At 52.4% G+C, this 21,687-nt stretch carries 22 protein-coding genes and 5 tRNA genes; 3 read left to right on the forward strand and 24 right to left on the reverse strand.

The window, feature by feature from the left end; genetic code table 11:
• The first annotated feature begins 24 nt into the window (after positions 1-24).
• On the forward strand, positions 25-705 hold the full coding sequence (locus LJN55_RS17825; protein WP_133845980.1) for a CTP synthase C-terminal region-related (seleno)protein: 681 nt from the start codon (positions 25-27) through the stop codon (positions 703-705).
• 52 nt (positions 706-757) lie between these two features.
• Here LJN55_RS17825 and LJN55_RS17830 read toward each other — a convergent pair whose 3' ends face one another.
• From LJN55_RS17830 to ffh, 9 genes are all read right to left on the reverse strand, one after another.
• Complete coding sequence (locus LJN55_RS17830; protein WP_407647762.1) at positions 758-1,228, reverse strand: OmpA family protein; 471 nt, start codon at positions 1,226-1,228, stop codon at positions 758-760.
• Between the two features lie 35 nt (positions 1,229-1,263).
• Positions 1,264-2,493, reverse strand: a complete 1,230-nt coding sequence (gene dgcN / locus LJN55_RS17835) for a diguanylate cyclase DgcN (RefSeq protein ID WP_133845982.1) — start codon at positions 2,491-2,493, stop codon at positions 1,264-1,266.
• Positions 2,486-3,031 carry a YfiR family protein gene (locus LJN55_RS17840; protein ID WP_133845983.1) on the reverse strand — a complete coding sequence of 182 codons (546 nt, stop codon included), beginning with the start codon at positions 3,029-3,031 and terminating at the stop codon, positions 2,486-2,488. The genes dgcN and LJN55_RS17840 overlap by 8 nt, the downstream gene beginning before the upstream one ends.
• A gap of 171 nt (positions 3,032-3,202) precedes the next feature.
• Positions 3,203-4,135, reverse strand: coding sequence for a DMT family transporter (locus LJN55_RS17845; protein ID WP_133845984.1), 933 nt, complete (start codon positions 4,133-4,135; stop codon positions 3,203-3,205).
• A 217-nt stretch (positions 4,136-4,352) separates the two neighbouring features.
• Positions 4,353-4,703: a 50S ribosomal protein L19 gene (rplS, locus tag LJN55_RS17850; protein ID WP_133845985.1), complete on the reverse strand. Its 351-nt coding sequence runs from the start codon at positions 4,701-4,703 to the stop codon at positions 4,353-4,355.
• Between the two features lie 68 nt (positions 4,704-4,771).
• Positions 4,772-5,524 carry a tRNA (guanosine(37)-N1)-methyltransferase TrmD gene (gene trmD / locus LJN55_RS17855; protein WP_133845986.1) on the reverse strand — a complete coding sequence of 251 codons (753 nt, stop codon included), beginning with the start codon at positions 5,522-5,524 and terminating at the stop codon, positions 4,772-4,774.
• A 35-nt stretch (positions 5,525-5,559) separates the two neighbouring features.
• Positions 5,560-6,108, reverse strand: a complete 549-nt coding sequence (gene rimM / locus LJN55_RS17860; RefSeq protein ID WP_133845987.1) for a ribosome maturation factor RimM — start codon at positions 6,106-6,108, stop codon at positions 5,560-5,562.
• An 18-nt stretch (positions 6,109-6,126) separates the two neighbouring features.
• The gene (rpsP, locus tag LJN55_RS17865) at positions 6,127-6,375 is read right to left on the reverse strand and encodes a 30S ribosomal protein S16 (protein WP_004155935.1); all 249 of its coding nucleotides are present in this window, start codon (positions 6,373-6,375) and stop codon (positions 6,127-6,129) included.
• A 136-nt stretch (positions 6,376-6,511) separates the two neighbouring features.
• Positions 6,512-7,873: a signal recognition particle protein gene (gene ffh, locus LJN55_RS17870; RefSeq protein ID WP_133845988.1), complete on the reverse strand. Its 1,362-nt coding sequence runs from the start codon at positions 7,871-7,873 to the stop codon at positions 6,512-6,514.
• A 165-nt stretch (positions 7,874-8,038) separates the two neighbouring features.
• Here ffh and LJN55_RS17875 point away from each other — a divergent pair, with 165 nt between their 5' ends.
• Together LJN55_RS17875 and LJN55_RS17880 are read left to right on the forward strand one after the other, a co-directional pair.
• Positions 8,039-8,830 carry a cytochrome C assembly family protein gene (locus LJN55_RS17875; protein ID WP_133845989.1) on the forward strand — a complete coding sequence of 264 codons (792 nt, stop codon included), beginning with the start codon at positions 8,039-8,041 and terminating at the stop codon, positions 8,828-8,830.
• Between the two features lie 22 nt (positions 8,831-8,852).
• On the forward strand, positions 8,853-10,142 hold the full coding sequence (locus tag LJN55_RS17880; RefSeq protein WP_159337964.1) for an HlyC/CorC family transporter: 1,290 nt from the start codon (positions 8,853-8,855) through the stop codon (positions 10,140-10,142).
• A gap of 47 nt (positions 10,143-10,189) precedes the next feature.
• Here LJN55_RS17880 and luxS read toward each other — a convergent pair whose 3' ends face one another.
• The 15 genes from luxS to tam form a co-directional block, all read right to left on the reverse strand.
• Positions 10,190-10,705: an S-ribosylhomocysteine lyase gene (luxS, locus tag LJN55_RS17885; protein WP_133845991.1), complete on the reverse strand. Its 516-nt coding sequence runs from the start codon at positions 10,703-10,705 to the stop codon at positions 10,190-10,192.
• Positions 10,706-10,873: 168 nt separating this feature from the next.
• Positions 10,874-12,475, reverse strand: coding sequence for a glutamate--cysteine ligase (gene gshA / locus LJN55_RS17890; RefSeq protein ID WP_171149914.1), 1,602 nt, complete (start codon positions 12,473-12,475; stop codon positions 10,874-10,876).
• A gap of 31 nt (positions 12,476-12,506) precedes the next feature.
• The gene (locus tag LJN55_RS17895; protein ID WP_133845992.1) at positions 12,507-12,935 is read right to left on the reverse strand and encodes a YqaA family protein; all 429 of its coding nucleotides are present in this window, start codon (positions 12,933-12,935) and stop codon (positions 12,507-12,509) included.
• On the reverse strand, positions 12,932-13,498 hold the full coding sequence (gene yqaB / locus LJN55_RS17900; protein WP_227534966.1) for a fructose-1-phosphate/6-phosphogluconate phosphatase: 567 nt from the start codon (positions 13,496-13,498) through the stop codon (positions 12,932-12,934). The genes LJN55_RS17895 and yqaB overlap by 4 nt, the downstream gene beginning before the upstream one ends.
• Positions 13,499-13,872: 374 nt before the next feature.
• A tRNA-Arg gene (locus LJN55_RS17905) sits at positions 13,873-13,949 on the reverse strand.
• Positions 13,950-14,143: 194 nt separating this feature from the next.
• A tRNA-Arg gene (locus LJN55_RS17910) sits at positions 14,144-14,220 on the reverse strand.
• A gap of 241 nt (positions 14,221-14,461) precedes the next feature.
• A tRNA-Arg gene (locus LJN55_RS17915) sits at positions 14,462-14,538 on the reverse strand.
• 113 nt (positions 14,539-14,651) lie between these two features.
• Positions 14,652-14,728: transfer RNA gene (locus LJN55_RS17920), tRNA-Arg, on the reverse strand.
• Between the two features lie 4 nt (positions 14,729-14,732).
• Positions 14,733-14,825, reverse strand: a tRNA-Ser gene (locus LJN55_RS17925).
• A gap of 360 nt (positions 14,826-15,185) precedes the next feature.
• Positions 15,186-15,371 carry a carbon storage regulator CsrA gene (csrA, locus tag LJN55_RS17930; protein WP_004155916.1) on the reverse strand — a complete coding sequence of 62 codons (186 nt, stop codon included), beginning with the start codon at positions 15,369-15,371 and terminating at the stop codon, positions 15,186-15,188.
• A gap of 248 nt (positions 15,372-15,619) precedes the next feature.
• Positions 15,620-18,250, reverse strand: a complete 2,631-nt coding sequence (gene alaS / locus LJN55_RS17935) for an alanine--tRNA ligase (protein ID WP_133845994.1) — start codon at positions 18,248-18,250, stop codon at positions 15,620-15,622.
• 137 nt (positions 18,251-18,387) lie between these two features.
• The gene (locus tag LJN55_RS17940; protein WP_133845995.1) at positions 18,388-18,930 is read right to left on the reverse strand and encodes a regulatory protein RecX; all 543 of its coding nucleotides are present in this window, start codon (positions 18,928-18,930) and stop codon (positions 18,388-18,390) included.
• A gap of 211 nt (positions 18,931-19,141) precedes the next feature.
• On the reverse strand, positions 19,142-20,203 hold the full coding sequence (recA, locus tag LJN55_RS17945; protein ID WP_133845996.1) for a recombinase RecA: 1,062 nt from the start codon (positions 20,201-20,203) through the stop codon (positions 19,142-19,144).
• A 94-nt stretch (positions 20,204-20,297) separates the two neighbouring features.
• Positions 20,298-20,792, reverse strand: coding sequence for a nicotinamide-nucleotide amidase (gene pncC / locus LJN55_RS17950; RefSeq protein WP_227534967.1), 495 nt, complete (start codon positions 20,790-20,792; stop codon positions 20,298-20,300).
• Between the two features lie 103 nt (positions 20,793-20,895).
• Positions 20,896-21,669, reverse strand: coding sequence for a trans-aconitate 2-methyltransferase (tam, locus tag LJN55_RS17955; protein WP_227534968.1), 774 nt, complete (start codon positions 21,667-21,669; stop codon positions 20,896-20,898).
• Positions 21,670-21,687: the final 18 nt, after the last annotated feature.

Below are 21,687 nucleotides of genomic sequence, written 5' to 3' on the forward strand. Positions count from 1 at the left end.
TTTTTACCTGCACAGGAAACACTCATGATCCGTTTAGCTCTGGTTGGTGACTATCGCCCCGATGCCGTTGCGCATCAGGCCATTCCAAAAGCAGTTCAACTTGCCTCACACGCCCTTCAGCTCAATGTCAGCCCGCAGTGGCTTCCCACTGAATCCATCACCGACAGCGGTGTTTTACAGGAATATGATGCCCTGTGGCTGACGCCGGGTAGTCCGTATAGTAACGACGAGGGGGCATTCCTCACTCTTCGTTATGCCCGGGAAAACAACGTGCCCTTTCTCGGCTCCTGCGGGGGGTTTCAGTATGCCATTGTTGAGTACGCGCGTAATGTCATGGGTTGGAGCGATGCAGGACATGCCGAAACCGACAGCGGTGGGCGTCTGGTGATCGCGCCATTAAGCTGTTCGCTGGTCGAAAAAACCGGGGATATTGTGATTGAACCTGGCTCGCTTCTGGCACAGGCTTACGGTAAGACAGAAATCAGCGAAGGGTATCACTGTAACTTTGGCGTCAACCCGGATTTTGTTGCCGATCTAAAAACGTATCCGCTGCGACTGACAGCCTGGGATCGTGAGGGGGATGTGCGGGCAATGGAACTTCCGGGACATAAATTCTATACCGCTACATTATTCCAGTCCGAACGCGCTGCACTGCGTGATGAGCTGTCACCACTGGTCGTCGAACTGCTGCGCGCGGCCAGATAATGATGCTGCCTCGCCCGCGATAGCCGACGAGGCAGAGTCTCTTTAGACTGCTTCAGGGGGCGGTGATAACGACCGCTACACGACGATTTTCTGCCCGACCCTGTGATGTTTTGTTGCTCTGTACCGGGTCGCTGTCACCCAACCCCCGGGTCGTGATATTGTTGCGTGCTACACCGGCTCCGCTTGCCCAGGCATCGGCTACCGCGTTGGCACGCTTCAGTGACAACGCCTCGTTATATTTCTCATCACCATAGTTATCGGTATGCCCATCAAGGCGCGCGTGATGCAGCCCAGTGCTGGAGAGTAACTTAGCCATGCGCTGAACGGTTGCAACACTCTCCGGCGTCAGCTCTGACTTATTTTTACCAAACAGGATCTTCTCAGAGATCCCCAACATCCATCCTTCCGGGATTTCACTAAACCCCTGTGATCGCATAGCGCTGATCTGTTCAGGCGAGAATTTACCCTGAGGTGCGCTCTGGCAGGCCGCCAGTAACAGCACCAATACGAGTCCAGTCATCATTCTTATTGTTTTCATCATATCTCCCATGATTATCACTAAGAAGCAGCACGCTGATGGTGCTGCTGCTTCTCCAGATACATACTGCGATCGGCCGCTTCCATCACGCCTTCGGCAGTCGCAGCCTGGCTGGCTACCGCGCGGCCAATACTTAGTGTCATCACCACGGACTCACCGCCCTGAAGATCAATCGGCTCAGCCATGCGCAGATTAATCGCGTCAATCACCGCCTGGACTTCATTATCATGGCTGACATTTTCAAGGATCATGGCAAATTCATCCCCCCCAAAACGGCAGACAAGATGGGTATTTGCAGCACAGTCAGATAATCGCTGCGCTATCGCCATCAGGACTTCATCTCCCGCTGCATGCCCCCAGGTATCATTGATACCCTTAAAGTTATCCCCATCCATAAACAGCAGCGCAGTATGGGTTTTACGGGCACTATCACTCAGCACACTGTCCAGTGCACTGCGAAATGCAGCACGATTGGCCAGCCCGGTCAGCGGATCGTGCAGCGCACGCTTCAGCAGAGAATCTCGCTCCTGTTGCTCACGCAGTTGCCACTTTTCAATTTCGATCAGCAGGCTGTTAAAATCCTCACCGAACACGTGCAGTTCATTAATTTTTGAGGGAGGAACCCGACGTGAAAAATTACGCGTGGCGCGAATATCATGCACAACGCCGGTCATGCTCCTTAACGCAGCGATCAGCCCACTGAATAAATGACGAGTAAACAGGAGTGCGACCAGCGAGGCCAGCAGCAAACAGATCGTCAGCACACTGAGGGAGCGGTAGACAAAGTCCGTCACGGTGGCATCTTCGCCTGTTAGCGTGATATTGCCGACTTTTACCCCATTATGCAGGATGGGTTGCTGTACCGGTTTGGGGAATAACCAGCCGGAGACCGCACGCGCCAGTGGGTCTGTATTCATTTCATGTTCATTCCCCTCACCCCAATGGGCAAGTTCATTGCCTTTTATGTCGGTCACCACTGCCGAAGAGAACTGTCCCTGTTTTCCCAGCTCATTCAGGGTGTCCATCGCGGCATTACCGTCACGAAACACTACTGCAGCTTCCAGGCTGTGGCTGACGGTATAAGCCAGCAGTTGCAGATTCTTATCTGCATACTGACGGAATGACAGCATTGAGGTGGCGGAAATAAACAGCCACGCCACGGTCATCGTGGTCACTACGCTGATCACACTGATACGTAACAGCGCATTGCGAAAGCTGGCCCTGTTGTAATCTGCCGAGGATTTATCCATGTCGCTTACTCCCTGAAGATGCCAGCATTAATACATCGGGATGCACCCGAACGCCGCTTCGACCCAGCGAGTCGAGGTTCACCGAAAAACTCACCCGGTGATTAATAAATTTAAGGCAAAATGCGCTGCCGGTTGCGCACTCAGGGGTTTGTTCAGCAATGGTGAGCAGCGGGCGCAGCTGATAGCTGTTAATCAGTTCAACCTGCTGCTGCGAAGATTCACGGCCAAAGTAGAGAATATCGCACTGCGAGACCAGCGCCTGTTGTGCATCCTCTACGGGGATTGCCTGCCAGACAGCAGGAGGGTGCTCAACTGAAGCTGCGGTGAGCGCAGGAGCGAAGTACGCAGAACGAAAGATACACAGACGGGGAAGCCCGGTAAGGTGTGGCCATCGGGTATAGCTGATAATACCCGCGACGGTCTGGCGCACGTCTGCCGCTGACACGCCCGAAGGTGCATCAGTTAACGTTTCACTCCTGATCGGCAGAGTGACGCTACTCAGCAAGAGTGGCAGTAACAGCACGCATATTTTCGCCATGAAACCTCTATCATCCCGGCCATTAATTTGGCCTCGTCATCACGGGTTTCATCACCCCACCTCTATTCAGAAATATCCTAACATCCTGTGAAACATTCGTCATCATGTGGCAAATGACAAAAAAGGCCAGCCTCACGGCCAGCCCATTATTCATCCCGACCTATTGCTCTCTCAACCGCTCACATTTAGCGGCGTGATCGCCCGGCGATGGCGCCGTTCAAAATACATGGAAATCATCCCACCAGTCACGACCAGACCCGCGCCGAAAATGGTCGCTGACTCTGGCAATGTGTCCCAGAACAGGTAGCCAATAAATACCGACCAGATCAACGTACTGTAATCAAACGGCGCCAGCAAAGAAGCATCTGCATATTTCAAACTCAAGGTCAGCAGGATTTGCGTAATCCCTCCCAGCAGACCGCAACCAAGCAGCAACATCAGTTGCCTGCCATTCGGTATCGTCCAGCCAAACCACAGTGTGAAAAGCGATGTCAGCGTGGTGGTTATCGCAAACCAGAAAGCAATGGCTCCTGGCTTCTCAATACCATTCAGATAACGAATCTGTATCGATGCACCTGCAATACACACTGCTGCCATCAGCGCCAGAATCATGCCAAGCGTAGACAGCCAGCTCACCGAGCTTAATGCCCCTTCCCGACCAAAAAATAGCTGGCCAGACATCATCACCAGGATGCCAATAAATCCGGCAATCACTGCCACCCAGCGATGATACTTGACCTTCTCACGTAGAAAAATTGCCGCCATGATCACGGTAATCAACGGCGCCGCATAGTTGATGGCAGTCACATCGGTCAGGGAGATATAGAGCAGTGCAAGGTAGCTAAAGTACAGGCCCCCCGTTCCGGCCAGTCCACGCAGAAAATGCCCTTTCACATTGCGGGTACGGATGCCATCAAGGATGTTGCCCTGGCACCACAGCCAGATAAACAGAGGGATCAGCGCAACAGAAGAACGAAAGAAGATCACTTCCCCGACCGGAATGGTGCCATCCAGGCCTTTCACGCAGGCCATCATTAACGTAGAGGTCAGGGCACCGGCGATTTTCATCGACACACCGGTCGAGGGACTGGGCGAAGGGCGCATAGCGTGCAGAATTCCTGGCAGTAGATAGGTATCTATCAAACATACGCGGAATTTTTTTTATATCAGCTTAAAAATCAGCATGAAACGACTTTTTATTTTTTTTCGCGGAGGCAAAAGGCAGGAAATTTCGCAAGATGTATGCGATCGTGACAAACTCAAAAAAAAGGGGCCAACCTTTCGGTCAGCCCCTTTATTGCTATTAACTATCAGATGTCGCTTAAGCGCCCAGACGTTCTTTGATACGTGCAGACTTACCAGTACGCTCACGCAGGTAGTACAGTTTGGCTTTACGTACAGCACCACGACGTTTCACAGCAATCGAGTCGATTACTGGGGAGTGAGTCTGGAATACACGCTCAACGCCTTCGCCGTTAGAAATTTTGCGAACAGTGAATGCAGAATGCAGACCGCGGTTACGAATAGCGATAACCACGCCCTCGAATGCCTGCAGACGCTTTTTAGCACCTTCAACGACCCATACTTTCACTTCCACGGAATCACCCGGACGGAATGAAGGTACGTCCTGTTTCATCTGTTCTTGTTCGATCTGCTTAATAATGTTGCTCATAATTAAATCTCTTATCCTGGGTAAACTGATAGTTAAGGCGAACTAAGCGCTATGCCCGTTCAACCGTATCATCGTTTTGTTGCCTGGGTGTGTTCCCGTTGGAACTCAGCCAGCAACTTTGCTTGCTCTTCAGTCAGAGCCAGGTTTTCCAGAAGTTCAGGTCTTCTAAGCCAGGTACGGCCCAGCGACTGTTTCAGGCGCCACCGGCGAATATCAGCATGGTTGCCCGACAGTAAAACTGGCGGAACCTCCATCCCTTCTAACACCTCAGGCCGGGTATAGTGTGGGCAATCCAGCAAACCATCGGAAAACGAATCTTCCTCGGCTGACGCCTGTTTTCCCAGTACCCCGGGAATAAACCGGGAAACCGAGTCAATCAGCGTCATTGCTGGCAGCTCGCCACCACTGAGTACGTAATCCCCAATCGACCATTCTTCATCGATTTCGGTTTTAATCACGCGCTCATCAATCCCTTCGTAGCGACCACAGACCAGAATTAATTTCTGGTTGGTCGCCAGCTCGCAAACCCCATCTTGATCGAGTTTACGCCCCTGAGGTGACAGATAAATCACCTTAGCGCCTTCTCCTGCCGCCGCTTTTGCTGCGTGGATGGCATCCCGTAAAGGTTGAACCATCATTAGCATTCCCGGACCGCCGCCGTATGGACGTTCGTCCACGGTGCGATGCCGATCATGAGCGAAGTCACGAGGACTCCAGCTCTGAATGCTGAGCAGGCCATTTTTTACTGCCCGGCCAGTTACTCCGTAATCGGTAATTGCGCGAAACATTTCAGGAAACAGGCTGATTACACCAATCCACATACTTTGCGCCGGAGTATTACCGTTTTGTTCGGAGCTCAAAAACCAGGATCCCAATCTACCGTGATAACACGAGTAGTGAGATCGACATTCTTGATAACCTGTTCATCGAGGAACGGAATTAACCGCTCCTGCGCACCGAATGCATCCTTCAGGTTTGCCTTAACGACGATAACGTCGTTCGAACCGGTTTCCATCATATCGATGACTTTACCCAGCTCGTAGCCTTCAGTCGTGACCACCTGGCAGCCCATAAGGTCTTTCCAGTAGTAGTCGCCGTTATCCAGCTCTGGCAGTTGCTCTGAGTCCACGACAATTTCGCAATTGGTCAGTAGGCCCGCGGCATCACGATCGTCAATGCCTTTGACTTTGATGATCATGTCCTGATTGTGGCGCTTCCAGCCTTCCAGCTCGACAAGCTGCCATTGACCCGCCCGCTGGATAAACCACGGCTGATAGTCAAAAATGCTTTCGGCGTCTTCGGTGGAGGAAAACACTTTGAGCCAACCACGAATACCGTAGGCCGAGCCCATCTTCCCCAGAATTAACGGGTTAGCGGGAGGCTGGGCGGTGAGTTGCTTGCTCATGTTGACCACCGTGACAGATTAAGCTGCTTTCTTAGCTTGTTTGATCAGCGCGTTAACGCGATCAGACAGAGTAGCGCCCTGGCCAACCCAGTGCTCAATGCGGTCCAGATCCAGACGCAGTGGTTCAGCCTGACCTGAAGCGATCGGGTTGAAGAAACCAACGCGCTCAATGAAGCGACCGTTGCGAGCATTACGGCTGTCGGTTACGACTACCTGATAAAACGGACGCTTTTTAGCGCCGTGACGTGCCAAACGAATTGTTACCATAACATCCTCTTTAGTTAATAAAACAGCCGGGCCCCATTGAGGGAACGGGGCCCGGATGCAATATAAAAAGCCCGAAAATTTTACTCATTTTGGCGCAAAAAGCAATCTAATTCGCCTGAGTCATTTTCTGGCTGACTTAGCGGCCAGGGAAGCCCGGCGGCATCATACCTTTCATGCCGCGCATCATCTTCGCCATACCGCCCTTCTTCATCTTCTTCATCATGCGCTGCATGTCGTCGAACTGCTTCAATAAGCGGTTAACGTCCTGCACCTGCATACCTGAACCGGTGGCAATGCGGCGCTTACGGGAGCCTTTGATAATCTCAGGTTTTTCACGCTCTTTGCGTGTCATTGAATTAATCATCGCTTCCATGCGCACCAGCACTTTGTCGTCCATCTGCGATTTAACATTATCTGGCAGTTGGCCCATGCCCGGCAGCTTGCCCATCAGGCTCGCCATACCGCCCATATTGCGCATCTGCTTCAACTGGTCGAGGAAGTCGTTCAGGTCGAAACCATCCCCCTTCTTCAGCTTACTGGCCAGTTTTTCTGCCTGCGCACGGTCTACTTTGCTTTCAATATCTTCGATCAGCGACAACATGTCGCCCATACCGAGAATACGAGAGGCAATACGATCCGGGTAGAACGGTTCCAGGGCTTCGGTTTTCTCACCGACGCCCATAAATTTAATCGGCTTACCGGTAATATGACGAATCGACAGCGCAGCACCACCGCGGGCATCACCGTCGACTTTCGTTAGTACCACACCCGTCAACGGTAAGGCTTCGTTGAACGCTTTCGCGGTGTTGGCGGCATCCTGGCCGGTCATCGCATCGACCACAAACAGTGTTTCAACCGGATTAATCGCGGCGTGAATCTGTTTGATCTCATCCATCATCGCTTCATCAACGTGCAAGCGACCTGCGGTATCCACCAGCAGCACATCGTAGAATTTCAGCTTCGCCTGTTGCAGCGCGCTGGTAACGATATCGACCGGTTTCTGACTGAGGTCTGACGGGCAGAAATCAACGCCGACCTGCTCTGCCAGTGTTTCCAACTGTTTAATCGCCGCAGGGCGATAAACGTCAGCAGACACCACCAGTACTTTTTTCTTGTGCTTTTCACGCAGGAACTTACCCAGCTTACCGACGCTGGTGGTTTTACCCGCACCCTGCAAGCCCGCCATCAGTACCACAGCAGGTGGCTGAGCAGCCAGATTCAGAGTGTTGTTCTCTTCCCCCATGGCAGCAACCAGTTCGTTTTTAACGATCTTAACGAACTCCTGGCCCGGGGTCAGGCTTTTGTTCACTTCATGACCGACGGCGCGCTCTTTGACGCGTCCGATAAAGTCACGGACGACCGGCAGCGCGACGTCAGCTTCCAGCAACGCCATGCGCACTTCGCGCAGCGTGTCTTTAATATTATCTTCAGTCAGCCGCCCGCGGCCGCTGATATTGCGCAGGGTCTGCGACAGTCTGTCGGTTAAATTATCAAACATCGTCTCTCGCTCAACGTAATGAGAGGCCGCCTCGGCGACACAATGGCGCGGATTATAACATAGAGGCGCTGGGATCTCAGCCATATGCGATGAGATCGTTTGGAGCCAGCAGCCGCTGGCGCTATACTGACTTTTTTCTTCTCTGGCCGATACCTGACGAATTCTATGTCTGTAATTGCGATTCTGGCGCTACTCGCCTACTCATTCAGCCTTGCACTGATCGTTCCCAGCCTGTTGCGTAAAAACAGCACCTGGCGTCGTCTGGCAGTGCTTTCTGCCATCGCCGCCCTGGTTTGCCATGCCGTGGCGCTGGAGCAGCGTATTTTCGGACCAGATGGCGGGCAGAACCTCAGCCTGCTGAACATTGGTTCGCTGGTGAGCCTGTTGATCTGTGCGATTATGACGATTGTTGCCTCCCGCAACCGTGGCTGGATTTTGCTGCCGATTGTTTACAGCTTTGCGCTGATCAACCTGGCATTTGCCACATTTGTGCCTAACGCCTTTATTACCCACCTGGAAACCACGCCGGGCATGATGGTGCACATCGGGCTGGCACTTTTCGCCTATGCCACACTAATTATTGCCGCACTGTATGCATTACAGCTGGCCTGGATTGACTGGCTACTGAAGAACAAGAAGCTGGCCTTCAGCAACGATATCCCTCCGCTGATGACCATCGAACGTAAAATGTTTCATATCACCCAGATCGGCGTGGTGCTGTTAACGCTGGTACTCTGTACCGGATTGTTCTATCTGCAAGATCTGTTCAGCCGTGAAAATATCGATAAAGCCGTGCTGTCTATCCTGGCCTGGTTCCTCTATATCGTCCTGCTGTGGGGCCATTATCACGAAGGCTGGCGCGGTCGCCGTGTCGTATGGTTCAACTGCGGAGGCGCATTTTTACTGACCATGGCTTATTTCGGTAGCCGCATGCTGCAGCACTTCCTAACCTCCTGATTGACCACCACAAGGATTTCCCTTGGAACACGTTTCAACCACGACCCTGATCATCACGCTGGTTATTATGATTTTGGTGTCGGCGTACTTTTCCGGTTCCGAAACCGGCATGATGACACTCAACCGCTACAAGCTGCGTCATCAGGCTAAAAATGGTAACCGTGCCGCACGTCGTGTCGAAAAATTACTGCGTCGTCCTGACCGACTGATCAGCCTGGTGCTGATCGGCAATAACCTGGTCAACATTCTGGCCTCTGCGCTGGGAACCATTGTCGGCATGCGTTTGTATGGCGATGCGGGTGTGGCGATTGCCACCGGCATTCTGACCTTTCTTGTTCTGGTTTTTGCTGAAATCTTGCCAAAAACCATCGCAGCGCTCTATCCGGAAAAAGTGGCCTTCCCCAGCAGCGTGCTGCTCGGCCCCTTGCAGATTGTTATGATGCCGCTGGTATGGCTGCTGAACACCATTACCCGCATGCTGATGCGTCTGGTGGGAATGAAGAGCGATGGCGCAATCAGTGCGGCTTTGAGCAAAGACGAATTGCGTACCATCGTGTACGAATCGCGTTCACTGATGTCACGCCGCAATCAGGATATGCTGCTGTCCGTCCTCGATCTTGAAAAAGTGAATGTCGATGACATCATGGTGCCGCGTAACGAAATTGTCGGTATCAATATTAACGACGACTGGAAATCGATCGTACGCCAGCTGACTCACTCACCCCACGGCCGTATCGTCCTGTATCGCGACACCCTCGACAATGCCATGAGCATGCTGCGTGTGCGCGAAGCTTATCGTCTGATGACCGAGAAGAAAGAGTTCACCAAAGAGGTGATGCTGCGCGCCGCGGATGAAATTTACTATGTGCCAGAAGGAACACCGCTCAACGTACAGCTGGTCAAGTTCCAGCGGAATAAGAAGAAGGTCGGGCTGGTCGTCGATGAGTACGGCGATATTAAAGGTCTGGTGACCATCGAAGATATTCTGGAAGAGATTGTCGGCGACTTCACCACGTCCATGTCCCCGACGCTGGCCGAAGAAGTGGTACCACAGAATGATGGTTCTGTATTGATTGAGGGCAGCGCAAACATACGCGAGCTCAATAAAGCCTTTAACTGGACACTGCCGGAAGTCGAAGCGCGCACCGTTAACGGCATGATCCTTGAGGCATTGCAGGATATTCCGCTCGCCAATACCACGGTACAAATTGGCCATTATGCCGTCGACATTCTTGATGTGCAGGACAATATGATTAAGCAGGTACGGATTACACCGCAAACGTCGCTAAAGGAGTCGGTGGGATCGTCGTAGGGGTCAGGCATGCCTGACCCGGGCGAAGCATGCTTCGCCCCTACGATTTAGATATGCAGTTCTTTCAGTTTTTCTTTCGGCAGCGCCAGTTCATCGTTACGGTTAACGCGAATGTCGTTGTCGAGGATGTTACGCGCGATGTCCTGCGCTTCATCCAGTGAGTGCATTTCACAGGTCCCGCACTGATAAATATTCAGTTCAGGGATATCACTCTGGTTTTTCACTTTCAGCACATCAGCCATCGCGGCTTTCCATGCTTTTGCTACACGCTGCTCGTCCGGCGTGCCAATCAGGCTCATGTAGAAGCCCGTACGGCAACCCATTGGCGAAATATCAATGATTTCCACACCGTCACCGTTCAGGTGATCGCGCATGAAGCCGGCAAAAAGGTGCTCCAGCGTGTGGATACCGCGTTCGGTCAAAATCTCGATATTCGGTCGGCAGAAACGCAGATCGAAAACCGTGATGGTGTCGCCAGCAGGCGTGTTCATGGTTTTAGCTACGCGTACAGCAGGAGCGGCCATGATGGTGTGATCGACGGTAAAGCTATCCAGCAATGGCATACTTGTTACCTCAACAAATGAATTTATTTTTGAACTGATGAAACTTTCTCGAACGCTGCGCGTCTGAATATATGAAAGACGCGCATTTGTTATCATCCATCTCATCCCTGACAACAACAGAGATGCGAATTTTGGCCACAGTTATGTGGCCTTTTTCTTTTGTATCGCTTAGCTCTTACCTTTCAAAAAGGTTTCAAGGTCAAGCGTATCACTTTCTTCAATATCCTGCTGACTATCCTGTGAGCGTTGCGCTTCATCGCTAAACTGCTGTTCGGTCAGCACTTCCAGTGACTCTTCGCTTAACTGAGCACGATACTGTTCGGCCAGGGCCAGCCCGGCACCCGCGATACCGTTCTCTTTTAATATATCCAGGAATCGCGCGGAATAGGTCAGGTCAGGATCGTCGAATGATGCCACCAGTCGGTCACAAACTTCCTGGTAATGATGTTCGTCACTCTGACTGTCGAGCGTTTCCGCCACGCGACGGAGATCGCTGAACAATGCCTTGCCCACATCAACCAGCAAATGCTGCGACTCTTCGCATCCCATGCTGATCGTCTGACCGGGTTTACGCCCTTCAAGGATCACTCGATTCCAGTTTTTACGTGTGCAGGCAAGCTCAGCACTGTTCATCTCAGGCGCATCGGCCAGCGTACACCAGACCAGGAACAAATCGAGGAACCGCACCTGGTTCGCATCCACACCAATCGGTGAGAAGGGATTAATGTCGAGTGAGCGGACTTCGATATATTCAATCCCCCCGCGCTGCAGTGCATCCGAAGGTGCCTCACCAGAACGTGTCACACGTTTTGGTCGGATCGGCGCGTACAGCTCGTTTTCAATCTGCAATACGTTGGTATTTAGCTGTAACCAGTCACCGTTTTCATCTTTCACCCCCATCGCAGCAAACTCTTCCGACGGTGTTTTAATCGCCGCTTTCAGACCAGTAATGTAGTCCGGAAGATTGTTGAAGGTGATGCCAAGATTACTCTGGGATTTATTGGTATAGCCCAGATCGCTCAGACGCAGGGAAGTCGCATACGGCAGTGACAGCATTCCCTTATCACTGCGATCAAACGGCAGTGCGCTCTCTTTACCTTGCAGGAATGAGGAACAGATCGCCGGTGAAGCACCGAACAGATACGGGATCACCCAGCCAAAGCGATAATAGTTACGGATAAGGCGCAGATAGCCATCAGAGATAGCCTCTTTTCCGCTTTCAGCATCCTTCACCCCAGCCCACTCCTGCCAGAAGGAGAGCGGCAGTGAGAAGTTATAATGCACGCCAGAGATAATCTGCATCAGCGCACCGTAACGGTTTTTGAGACCCTGCCGATACAGTGTTTTCATCTGGCCAATATTCGAACGACCATACTGCGCCAGCTCGATATCCTGATCGGGAGCGATCATGCATGGCATGCTCATCGGCCACATACGTTCTTCGCCTAACTCACGGGCGACATGGCGATGGATATCCCGCAAGAATGCCAGCAGATGATCAATATCCTGATGGACCGGCGTGATAAATTCTAATAATGCTTCGGCAAAGTCAGTGGTAATCCACTTATGTGTTAAAGCTGAACCAAGAGAAGCTGGGTGTCCGGTAGTGGCAAGATGGCCATCCGGCCTGACGCGCAGCGTTTCGCGCTCAATGCCGCGACCAATACCTTTAAGTGCGTCAGGATGAGCTTCCAGCCAGGAAAGCGCCTGTGATACGTCCGGGATCAAATTGACCTCCCGCTCAGAGAAAAATTTATTATTGTTCAGCATAATGTTAACCGTAGCGCCGCCTTAAAGCGAATCAATGCCACCATTCCATGCCCTGTAGTGTTGCGGCTGCCAGCACCAGATAACGCAGGGTCTTACCGATAGCGAGACATATCACCATCGGCAGCCAGGCGAAACGTAGCCAGCCAGCAAGAACGCATAGCAGATCACCAATCACTGGTAACCAGCTAAAAAGCAGCGCAGCAGGCCCCATTCGGTGCAGCCACGCCGTTGCTGTGTTGTGCCATCGCCCCTGACTTTTTAATGGAAGCAGGCGACCCATAACGATGTTGGTTAAACCACCCAGAGTATTTCCCAGTGCGGCAATCAGGATCAATGCCGTGACAGAAACCTTCCCCGCCAGCAGTAACCCCACCAGTAACGCTTCAGAACTCCCCGGCAATAACGTGGCGCTCAAAAAGCTACTGGCAAACATCGAACCGTAAGCTAACCATTCACTCACAGCAGACGGACATCCACCGCATCCATACCTGCCGCACGTGCCGCCTGTATACCAAAATCAGCGTCTTCAAACACCACACAGCGTGCAGCGGGTACGCCGATCAATTCAGCGCAACGCAGAAATGTATCAGGTTCTGGCTTATGGCGTTTAACATCATCTGCTCCGACAATGGCATCAAAGTGATTCAGTAGCCCCAGATGCTGTAACAGCCCCACCGCCATTGCATGCTCACTGCCGGTGCCTACCGCCATTGGACGGCGCCCTTTATAGGCCTTCACCACATCAATGAGCGGTAATGGCTGTACGCTGTCGAACAGCATCGTTTTCAGTAATGCCGTCTTTTCTTCGGCCAACCGGTAAGGATCAAGATCGCGTTGCTGGCTGGCAATGATCACCTGCGCAATGTGCCAGGTTGGCGAACCGTTCAGGCCAATGATGGCCGTTTCATCGAAGGTCATGCCATATTGCCCCAGCACCTGATGCCAGGCTTTACGGTGTGTTGGCTCGGTATCGAGGATGGTGCCATCCATATCGAATATCAGGCCGTCATAAGCATCGTACATTCTCGCATCCATTCTGATAACGGAACGATTACTTTAGCGTAAAAGCACCCTCGTTGTCGCTGTTGGCATGGATCAGCAAATGCTTTGAAAAATATAGGGATTTTGATTATCAGATAAATGCGTGAGATAAAGCGCAGGTTAATTTGAGTTAAGTGAGTAATTCGTAAGAAGGATTTTGAGAAAAGTGCAGAAAGGAGTAATGGTGTTACCCGTACAAAGGGGCTTTTAATCTTGTAAAAGATGGTGCATCCAAGAGGATGATTCGGCTTCGCCTTACCCTGACGGGCCGTTGCAAGCGACGTTATCCTCCTTTGTGCTGGCGTTCACTGCTCTACAACATGCCAGTACAGAGGTGCTTCTAATCCTGCAAAATATGGTGCATCCAGGAGGATTCGAACCTCCGACCGCTCGGTTCGTAGCCGAGTACTCTATCCAGCTGAGCTATGGATGCATTGGTAAAACGTATGACGCTGTGTAGTGAAGAATAGAGTGCTTCCCATTCATACAAAATAGGGTGCATCCAGGAGGATGATTCGGCTTCGCCTCACCCTGACGGGCCGTCGCAAGCGACGTTATCCTCCTTTGTTCTGGCGTTCACTGCTCTACAACATGCCAGTACAGAGGTGCTTCTAATCTTACAAAATATGGTGCATCCAGGAGGATTCGAACCTCCGACCGCTCGGTTCGTAGCCGAGTACTCTATCCAGCTGAGCTATGGATGCATTGGTAAAGCTATGCAGTAGTTTACTCTGCACGGTAACACTATTGGGGGAGGTAAAGCGACAAACCTGAGGAGATACTGAAGAAAATCACGACCACTCGTTGAGAATGGTGCATCCAGGAGGATTATTCGGCTTCGCCTCACCCTGACGGGCCGTCGCAAGCGACGTTATCCTGCTTTGTGCTGGCGTTTACTGCTCTACAACATGCCAGTACAGAGGTGCTTCCCACTCTTACTAAAGATGGTGCATCCAGGAGGATTCGAACCTCCGACCGCTCGGTTCGTAGCCGAGTACTCTATCCAGCTGAGCTATGGATGCATTGCTAATTCTTGTATAACGCAGGGTGCTGACTACTCACCATGACGCAGGGCTGCTAACGCTGCATCGGTACTACCCAAAATTAAAGCCGCACTAAGCAGCCTTAAAGAATATGGTGCATCCAGGAGGATTCGAACCTCCGACCGCTCGGTTCGTAGCCGAGTACTCTATCCAGCTGAGCTATGGATGCAAAATGGCGGTGAGGCGGGGATTCGAACCCCGGATGCAGCTTTTGACCGCATACTCCCTTAGCAGGGGAGCGCCTTCAGCCTCTCGGCCACCTCACCACTAGCACTCTTTCGAGTTGTGCTTTAGAACGTTGTATCTGCTCATCGGCACTGCGTGGCGCACATATTACTTTCTGGGCGTTGTAAGTCAAACAATTTCTCCCCCTTTTTTCATCACTCGCGTCTGATTGCACAAAAGCCACGCAAGTCGACCACTTTGACGACAAAAAGAGTGATTTATCAACAAAGAATACCGCGAATTTCAGGTGAAACAACGACGACGAAAATGAGCACAGCAGAAAAATTCTGGCAAAAGAATGATGCAAATGGGGGATAAATGGGGAAAAAGCTAACAGGAGATAGATAAAGGGGGGCGAAAACCGGTAGCGCCTCGCTACTGGGAGCGAGGCGCTGGATCCGTTAGTAACTTGTTTGCTGAGTCTTTTCGGCCTGGATGCGCTGATAGATCTCTTCACGATGCACCGAAACTTCTTTAGGGGCGTTCACACCAATACGTACCTGGTTACCTTTGACTCCCAGCACAGTTACAGTCACCTCATCACCGATCATGAGGGTTTCACCAACTCGACGAGTTAGAATAAGCATTCTTTGCTCCTTGAAAGATTAAAAGAGTCGGGTTACGTGCTTCCCGGCATTATCCATCGTATAACGCTAAATGTAGATTATGACAAATACACCAATAGCGCACCTGTCTGCCAATACATTCTGCTGATACTTAGTTTAGCCGAAAACCAGATCATCAACCTGACTTTATGATTACAGGGGCGTATCGCTTGAACAAACGCCCATCCCAGAGGGGCCTGAGCGCTTCTCCACGATACATTTTTATAGTGTTACAGTTTTGCAGCCACCCATGCCTCAACGCCAGCCAGAGCCGCAGGCAGCGCCTGCGCATCTGTACCGCCGGCCTGAGCCATATCCGGTCGACCGCCACCCTTACCACCGACCCGCTGAGCCAACTCGCCCACCAGTTCGCCCGCTTTTACGCGATCGGTCAGGTCTTTAGTCACCCCGGCAATCAGGGATACTTTGCCATCAGCGACGGTTGCCAGCACGATAACCGCAGAGCCAAGCTGGTTTTTCAGGTCATCGACCATCGTACGCAGCATCTTAGGCTCAACGTTGCTCAGTTCGCTGACCAGCAGCCTGGTGCCCTTCAACGCAATAGCTTTACTGCTCAGTGAGGCACTTTCTTGCGCAGCTTGTTGATCTTTCAACTGCTGCAACTCTTTTTCCAGCCCGCGTGCATGGTCAATCAGCGCGCGAACTTTTTCATTCAAATTACTGTTATTGGCTTTCACCAGGTGAGCAATATCAAGCAACTGCTCATTCTGGCTGTAAACCTGCGCCAGTGCGCCTTCACCAGTCACGGCTTCAATACGGCGTACGCCTGCAGCAGTGCCCGACTCTGACGTAATACGGAACAGACCGATATCACCGGTACGGCTGGCGTGAACACCACCACACAACTCGGTAGAGAAGTCGCCCATGCCAACCACACGCACATGATCATCATACTTCTCACCAAACAACGCCATCGCACCGTGTGCTTTCGCCGCTTCGAGTTCCATGATGTTGGTATCAATCGGCAGGTTACGACGGATCTGGGCGTTGACGATCTCTTCGACCTGACGAATTTCAACCGGCTTCATCGCTTCGAAATGCGAGAAGTCAAAACGCAGGTACTTATCGTTAACCAGAGAGCCTTTCTGCGCGACATGGTCGCCCAGAACCTGGCGCAACGCAGCATGCAGCAGGTGCGTTGCCGAGTGGTTAAGGCGAATGCGTGCACGACGAGTTTCATTGACCTGAGCCGCAATGCGGTCGCCTACACGCAGTTGGCCGGAAGCCAGTTTACCGATATGACCGATCGCTTGTGCGTATTTCTGTGTGTCGTTAACCGTGAACGTGGCACCCTTTTCGCTTTTCAGCTCACCGGTATCACCCACCTGACCACCGGATTCACCATAGAATGGTGTTTCGTCAAGAACGATCACCCCTTCCTGACCGGCACGGATTTCATCCGCCGCCTGTCCGTCAACGAAAATGGCGGTCACCGCCGCATTCAGCGCTAACTGCTCGTAGCCTTTAAAAGCTGACGCCTGCTCGATACGGATAACGTTGTTGTAGTCCGTCCCGAAACCACTGCCACTGCGTGCACGTTGACGCTGCTGCTCCATCGCCTGTTCAAAGCCGGCTTCATCAATTTTCAGGTTACGCTCACGGCACACATCGGCAGTGAGGTCAGCCGGGAAACCGAAGGTGTCGTACAGACGGAAGACGGTTTCACCGTCCAGCGTATCACCCTCCAGGTTTTCCAGCTCTTCATCCAGTAAAGCCAGACCGCGTTCCAGCGTTTTCGCAAACTGCTCTTCTTCCGTTTTAAGGATTTTCTCAACCAGCGACTGCTGATTTTTCAACTCTTCGCCAGCCGCACCCATCACGGCGATCAGCGGAGCCACCAGCTTGTAGAAGAATGTCCCTTCTGCACCCAGCATGTTGCCATGACGTACTGCGCGACGAATGATACGACGCAGCACATAACCCCGGTTTTCACTGGACGGGATGACACCATCAGCGATCAGGAACGCACAGGAACGAATATGGTCAGCGATCACGCGCAGGGATTTATTCCCCAGATCGGTGGCTCCGGTCTCTTGTGCAACTGATTGGATCAGCTGTGCAAACAGATCGATTTCATAGTTGGAGTTCACATGTTGCAGGACCGCGCTGATACGTTCCAGGCCCATGCCGGTATCCACGGAAGGTTTCGGCAGTGGCAGCATCGTGCCGTCAGACTGACGGTTGAACTGCATAAAGACGATGTTCCAGATCTCAATGTAACGATCGCCATCTTCTTCCGGGCTACCCGGAGGGCCACCCCAGATGTGATCGCCGTGGTCGAAGAAGATCTCAGAGCACGGGCCGCATGGACCGGTATCGCCCATTTGCCAGAAGTTATCAGAGGCGTAGGCGCCACCTTTGTTGTCACCGATACGGATAATACGCTCACGCGGTACACCGATCTCGTTTTCCCAGATGCCGTAAGCTTCGTCATCGGTTTCGTACACGGTCACCCACAGTTTCTCTTTAGGCAGACCGAACCACTCGGGGCTGGTCAGCAACTCCCATGCAAAGGCAATCGCTTCTTTTTTGAAGTAATCGCCAAAGCTGAAGTTACCCAACATTTCGAAGAAAGTATGGTGACGGGCGGTGTAACCTACGTTTTCAAGGTCGTTGTGTTTACCACCGGCGCGCACGCATCGCTGCGAGGTTGTCGCCCGGGAGTAGTTGCGCTTATCCTGACCAAGGAAAACGTCTTTAAACTGGTTCATCCCGGCGTTAGTGAATAACAGCGTCGGGTCATTGTTCGGGACGAGGGAGCTACTGGCTACAACCTGATGTCCCTTGCTCTGGAAAAAGTCGAGAAACGCTTGACGAATCTCCGCAGTGCTCTTGCTCATATTTGTCCTGGAATCACGCTAACGAACGTTTCGTGGGTCTTGCTACGCCGGTATTGCTTTCGCCAGCGACGACACACGAACAAAAAGTGGTGAATAAGATAAATTTTCTTCAGGGGGAAGTAAAATCCCATCGACGGTCAATGATCAAAATTCTCGAAAATTGACCGGATATCTTCCATAAAGAAGCCTTTAGCCATCAGATAACGCTGCACTTTCGCTTTTTCCTTCCATTCAGATGGCAGGGGCAGACCAAACTTACGTTCAGCCAGCATAAAAGCCTGAGCTTGCCAGTCAATTTCTGCGGCAAACAGCGTCTCATCGATCAGCGTTTTATCAATCCCCTTCTGCCCCAACTCCATACGAATGCGTTGCGGCCCGTAACCTTTACGGCTTCGCCCTGCCACATAACGCTCAGCGAAACGGGTATCATCCAGCCAGTTATGCTGGTAGCACCATTCGACAACACGGTCGATCTCTTCCGGGGCCAGCGGCTCTGGGGATGTTTCTTGTTTAGCACCCTGCTGTTTCTCGCCCTGTTGTTTAGCGAATTGGGCAGCGCGCTCGCTTGAAATAACCAGCTTGCGGCGAAATTCTGCTTCACTGTGATCGCGCATTGCGAGAATACGCATTGCCCGCTCCAGCAGTTTCGCGTGCCGGGTTCGTTCAGTGGTCTCTGACATAGTGCCCCACACAGCGTTGAGTCAATGTAACAGGTGATCAAGGGTAACGTCTGATGGCAGTGCTTGCGAGGAAAATGCGCAGAAAGAGGAGGATAAGTCGCGGGTTTATACGTTTCGGGTGGAACCCGTCGTTACACAATGAAAAAAGGGAACCGCTTTTGCGATTCCCTTCTGGTACAGCGGGCCGAATCTCATCGACCCCTACCGATAATCAGAGGTCTTCGTTGACTTCATTTTCTGCTTCATGCGGTGCAGGAACAAAATCAGGCTTGGCATCCGGATTGTTCAGCAGCATTTCACGCAGCTTCGCTTCGATTTCGTTAGCAATAGCCGGGTTTTCTTTCAGGAAGTTACCCGAGTTAGCCTTACCCTGACCAATTTTGTCACCGTTGTAGCTGTACCAGGCACCCGCTTTTTCGATCAGCTTGTGCTTCACGCCGAGGTCAACCAGCTCACCAAAGACGTTGATACCTTCGCCGTACAAGATCTGGAATTCAGCCTGCTTGAATGGCGCTGCGATTTTGTTTTTCACCACTTTAACGCGGGTCTCACTGCCCACCACTTCATCGCCCTCTTTGATCGCGCCGATGCGGCGAATATCCAGACGGACAGAAGCGTAGAATTTAAGAGCGTTACCGCCGGTGGTGGTTTCCGGGTTACCGAACATCACACCAATTTTCATACGAATTTGGTTGATGAAGATCAGCAGCGTACCCGAATTTTTCAGGTTACCGGCCAGCTTACGCATCGCCTGGCTCATCATACGTGCCGCAAGGCCCATGTGAGAGTCGCCAATTTCACCTTCAATTTCCGCTTTCGGCGTCAGTGCCGCCACGGAATCGACAATGATGACATCAACCGCACCAGAACGTGCCAGCGCATCACAGATTTCCAACGCCTGCTCACCGGTATCCGGCTGAGAACACAGCAGGTTGTCGATATCCACGCCCAATTTCTTGGCGTAAACCGGGTCCAGTGCGTGCTCGGCATCGATAAACGCACAGGTTTTACCTTTACGCTGCGCAGAAGCAATCACCTGCAGGGTCAGCGTCGTTTTACCGGAAGATTCTGGACCATAAATTTCGACGATACGGCCCATCGGCAGGCCGCCGGCCCCCAGCGCGATATCCAGTGATAAAGAACCGGTAGAGATGGTTTCCACATCCATAGTGCGGTCTTCACCCAGGCGCATGATGGAGCCTTTACCAAATTGCTTTTCAATCTGGCCCAGCGCTGCTGCCAGTGCTTTTTGCTTGTTTTCGTCGATAGCCATTTTTACTCCTAATCATGCGGGTAAAGCACACGTAGATGCTGCTTCGTCTCTAAAATATGCGCTGATTATACTGTATGGTCATACAGTATCAAGTTTAATTTTTGAGAAAATGATCGTGCAAGGTCTGGAGCGCCCAGGCTGTTGCCTGGCGACGAACGGCCTCACGGTCGCCGCTAAAGCGCTGCACCAGCGTCAGCACTTCACCGCTGGCAGAAGCGAAGCCAAACCAGACGGTACCCACAGGTTTTTCGTCACTGCCGCCATCCGGCCCGGCGACCCCGCTGACCGAGATAGCGTACTGCGCCCCGGCTTCACGCAACGCACCCTGCGCCATTTCCTGCACAACCTGCTCACTGACCGCGCCGAACTGCGTCAGCGAGGCTTCCGTCACACCGATCATCTGTTGCTTGGCGTCATTACTGTAGGTCACAAAACCGCGCTGGAACCAGGCTGAGCTGCCCGCAATATCCGTCAGCACTTTGGCAATCCAGCCCCCGGTGCAGGACTCAGCCGTGGTAACACTAGCATGGCGTGCCAGCAAACGCTCGCCAACACGGGTACTCAATTGGATTAATTCGTTATCGGTCATCGTGCTCTCTGCTCCCTGATAATGAAGAGCCAGAGAGTAGCACTTTTCCCGGGTTCACGCGGCGTCGAAACCCGTTTTTGCGGCGCGGCTTCCAGGCTTTCTATCAGACTTTCTGCGCCACCAGAAACAAACGCGGAAAGGCCAGCAGCAGATTGCCATCCTGCCGGGGCGAATACGCGCGGGCGATCTCAGCATGGTAGTCTTCCAGCCATAACGCCTGCTCCGCGTCGTCCAGCGCGGCGAGATACGGACGTAATCCGGTTGCAAGCAGCCAGTCGATAATCGCCTGTGGCGACGGCATCACGTGATAGTAAGTGGTGCGCCAGAGATCAACACGGCAACCGGCTGTGGTCAGCAGATCATAATAGTCATCGGTCGACAGCAGGCGTTTACGCGCCGCAGCCTGCGGGTCCGTTTTCGCCTGCCAGGCCGGACGTTCTGCCACATGACGCATCAGACGATGGCTTGGCTCGTCAAGATTATCCGGCATCTGTATGGCCAGTACCCCGCCAGGAGCAAGCTGAGTCACCAGATGAGGCAGCAACACCGGATGATCGGTCAGCCACTGAAGTGACGCATTGGCATAAATGACATCCTGCGGCGGCGTTGCCTGCCAGTGGCGAATATCCGCTAGCGTAAACTTACAGTCCGGCAGACGGCGTTGCGCCTGATCGAGCATCGCCTGTGAGCTGTCAAGGCCCGTCACCTGAGCCTCAGGCCAGTTCTGATGCAATAATTCAGTGCTGTTACCCGGGCCGCAGCCGAGGTCAGTGACATAAGCGGGGGATAAGAGGGGAATACGGTTGAGGAGTTCCTGCGCCGGGCGCGTGCGTTCAGCTTCGAACTGACGATAAAGATCGGGGTTCCAGTCTTTCATTATTCCTCGCTCAGGGAT

The sequence above is a fragment of the Erwinia rhapontici genome (assembly GCF_020683125.1).
Taxonomy (GTDB): Bacteria; Pseudomonadota; Gammaproteobacteria; order Enterobacterales; family Enterobacteriaceae; genus Erwinia; species Erwinia rhapontici.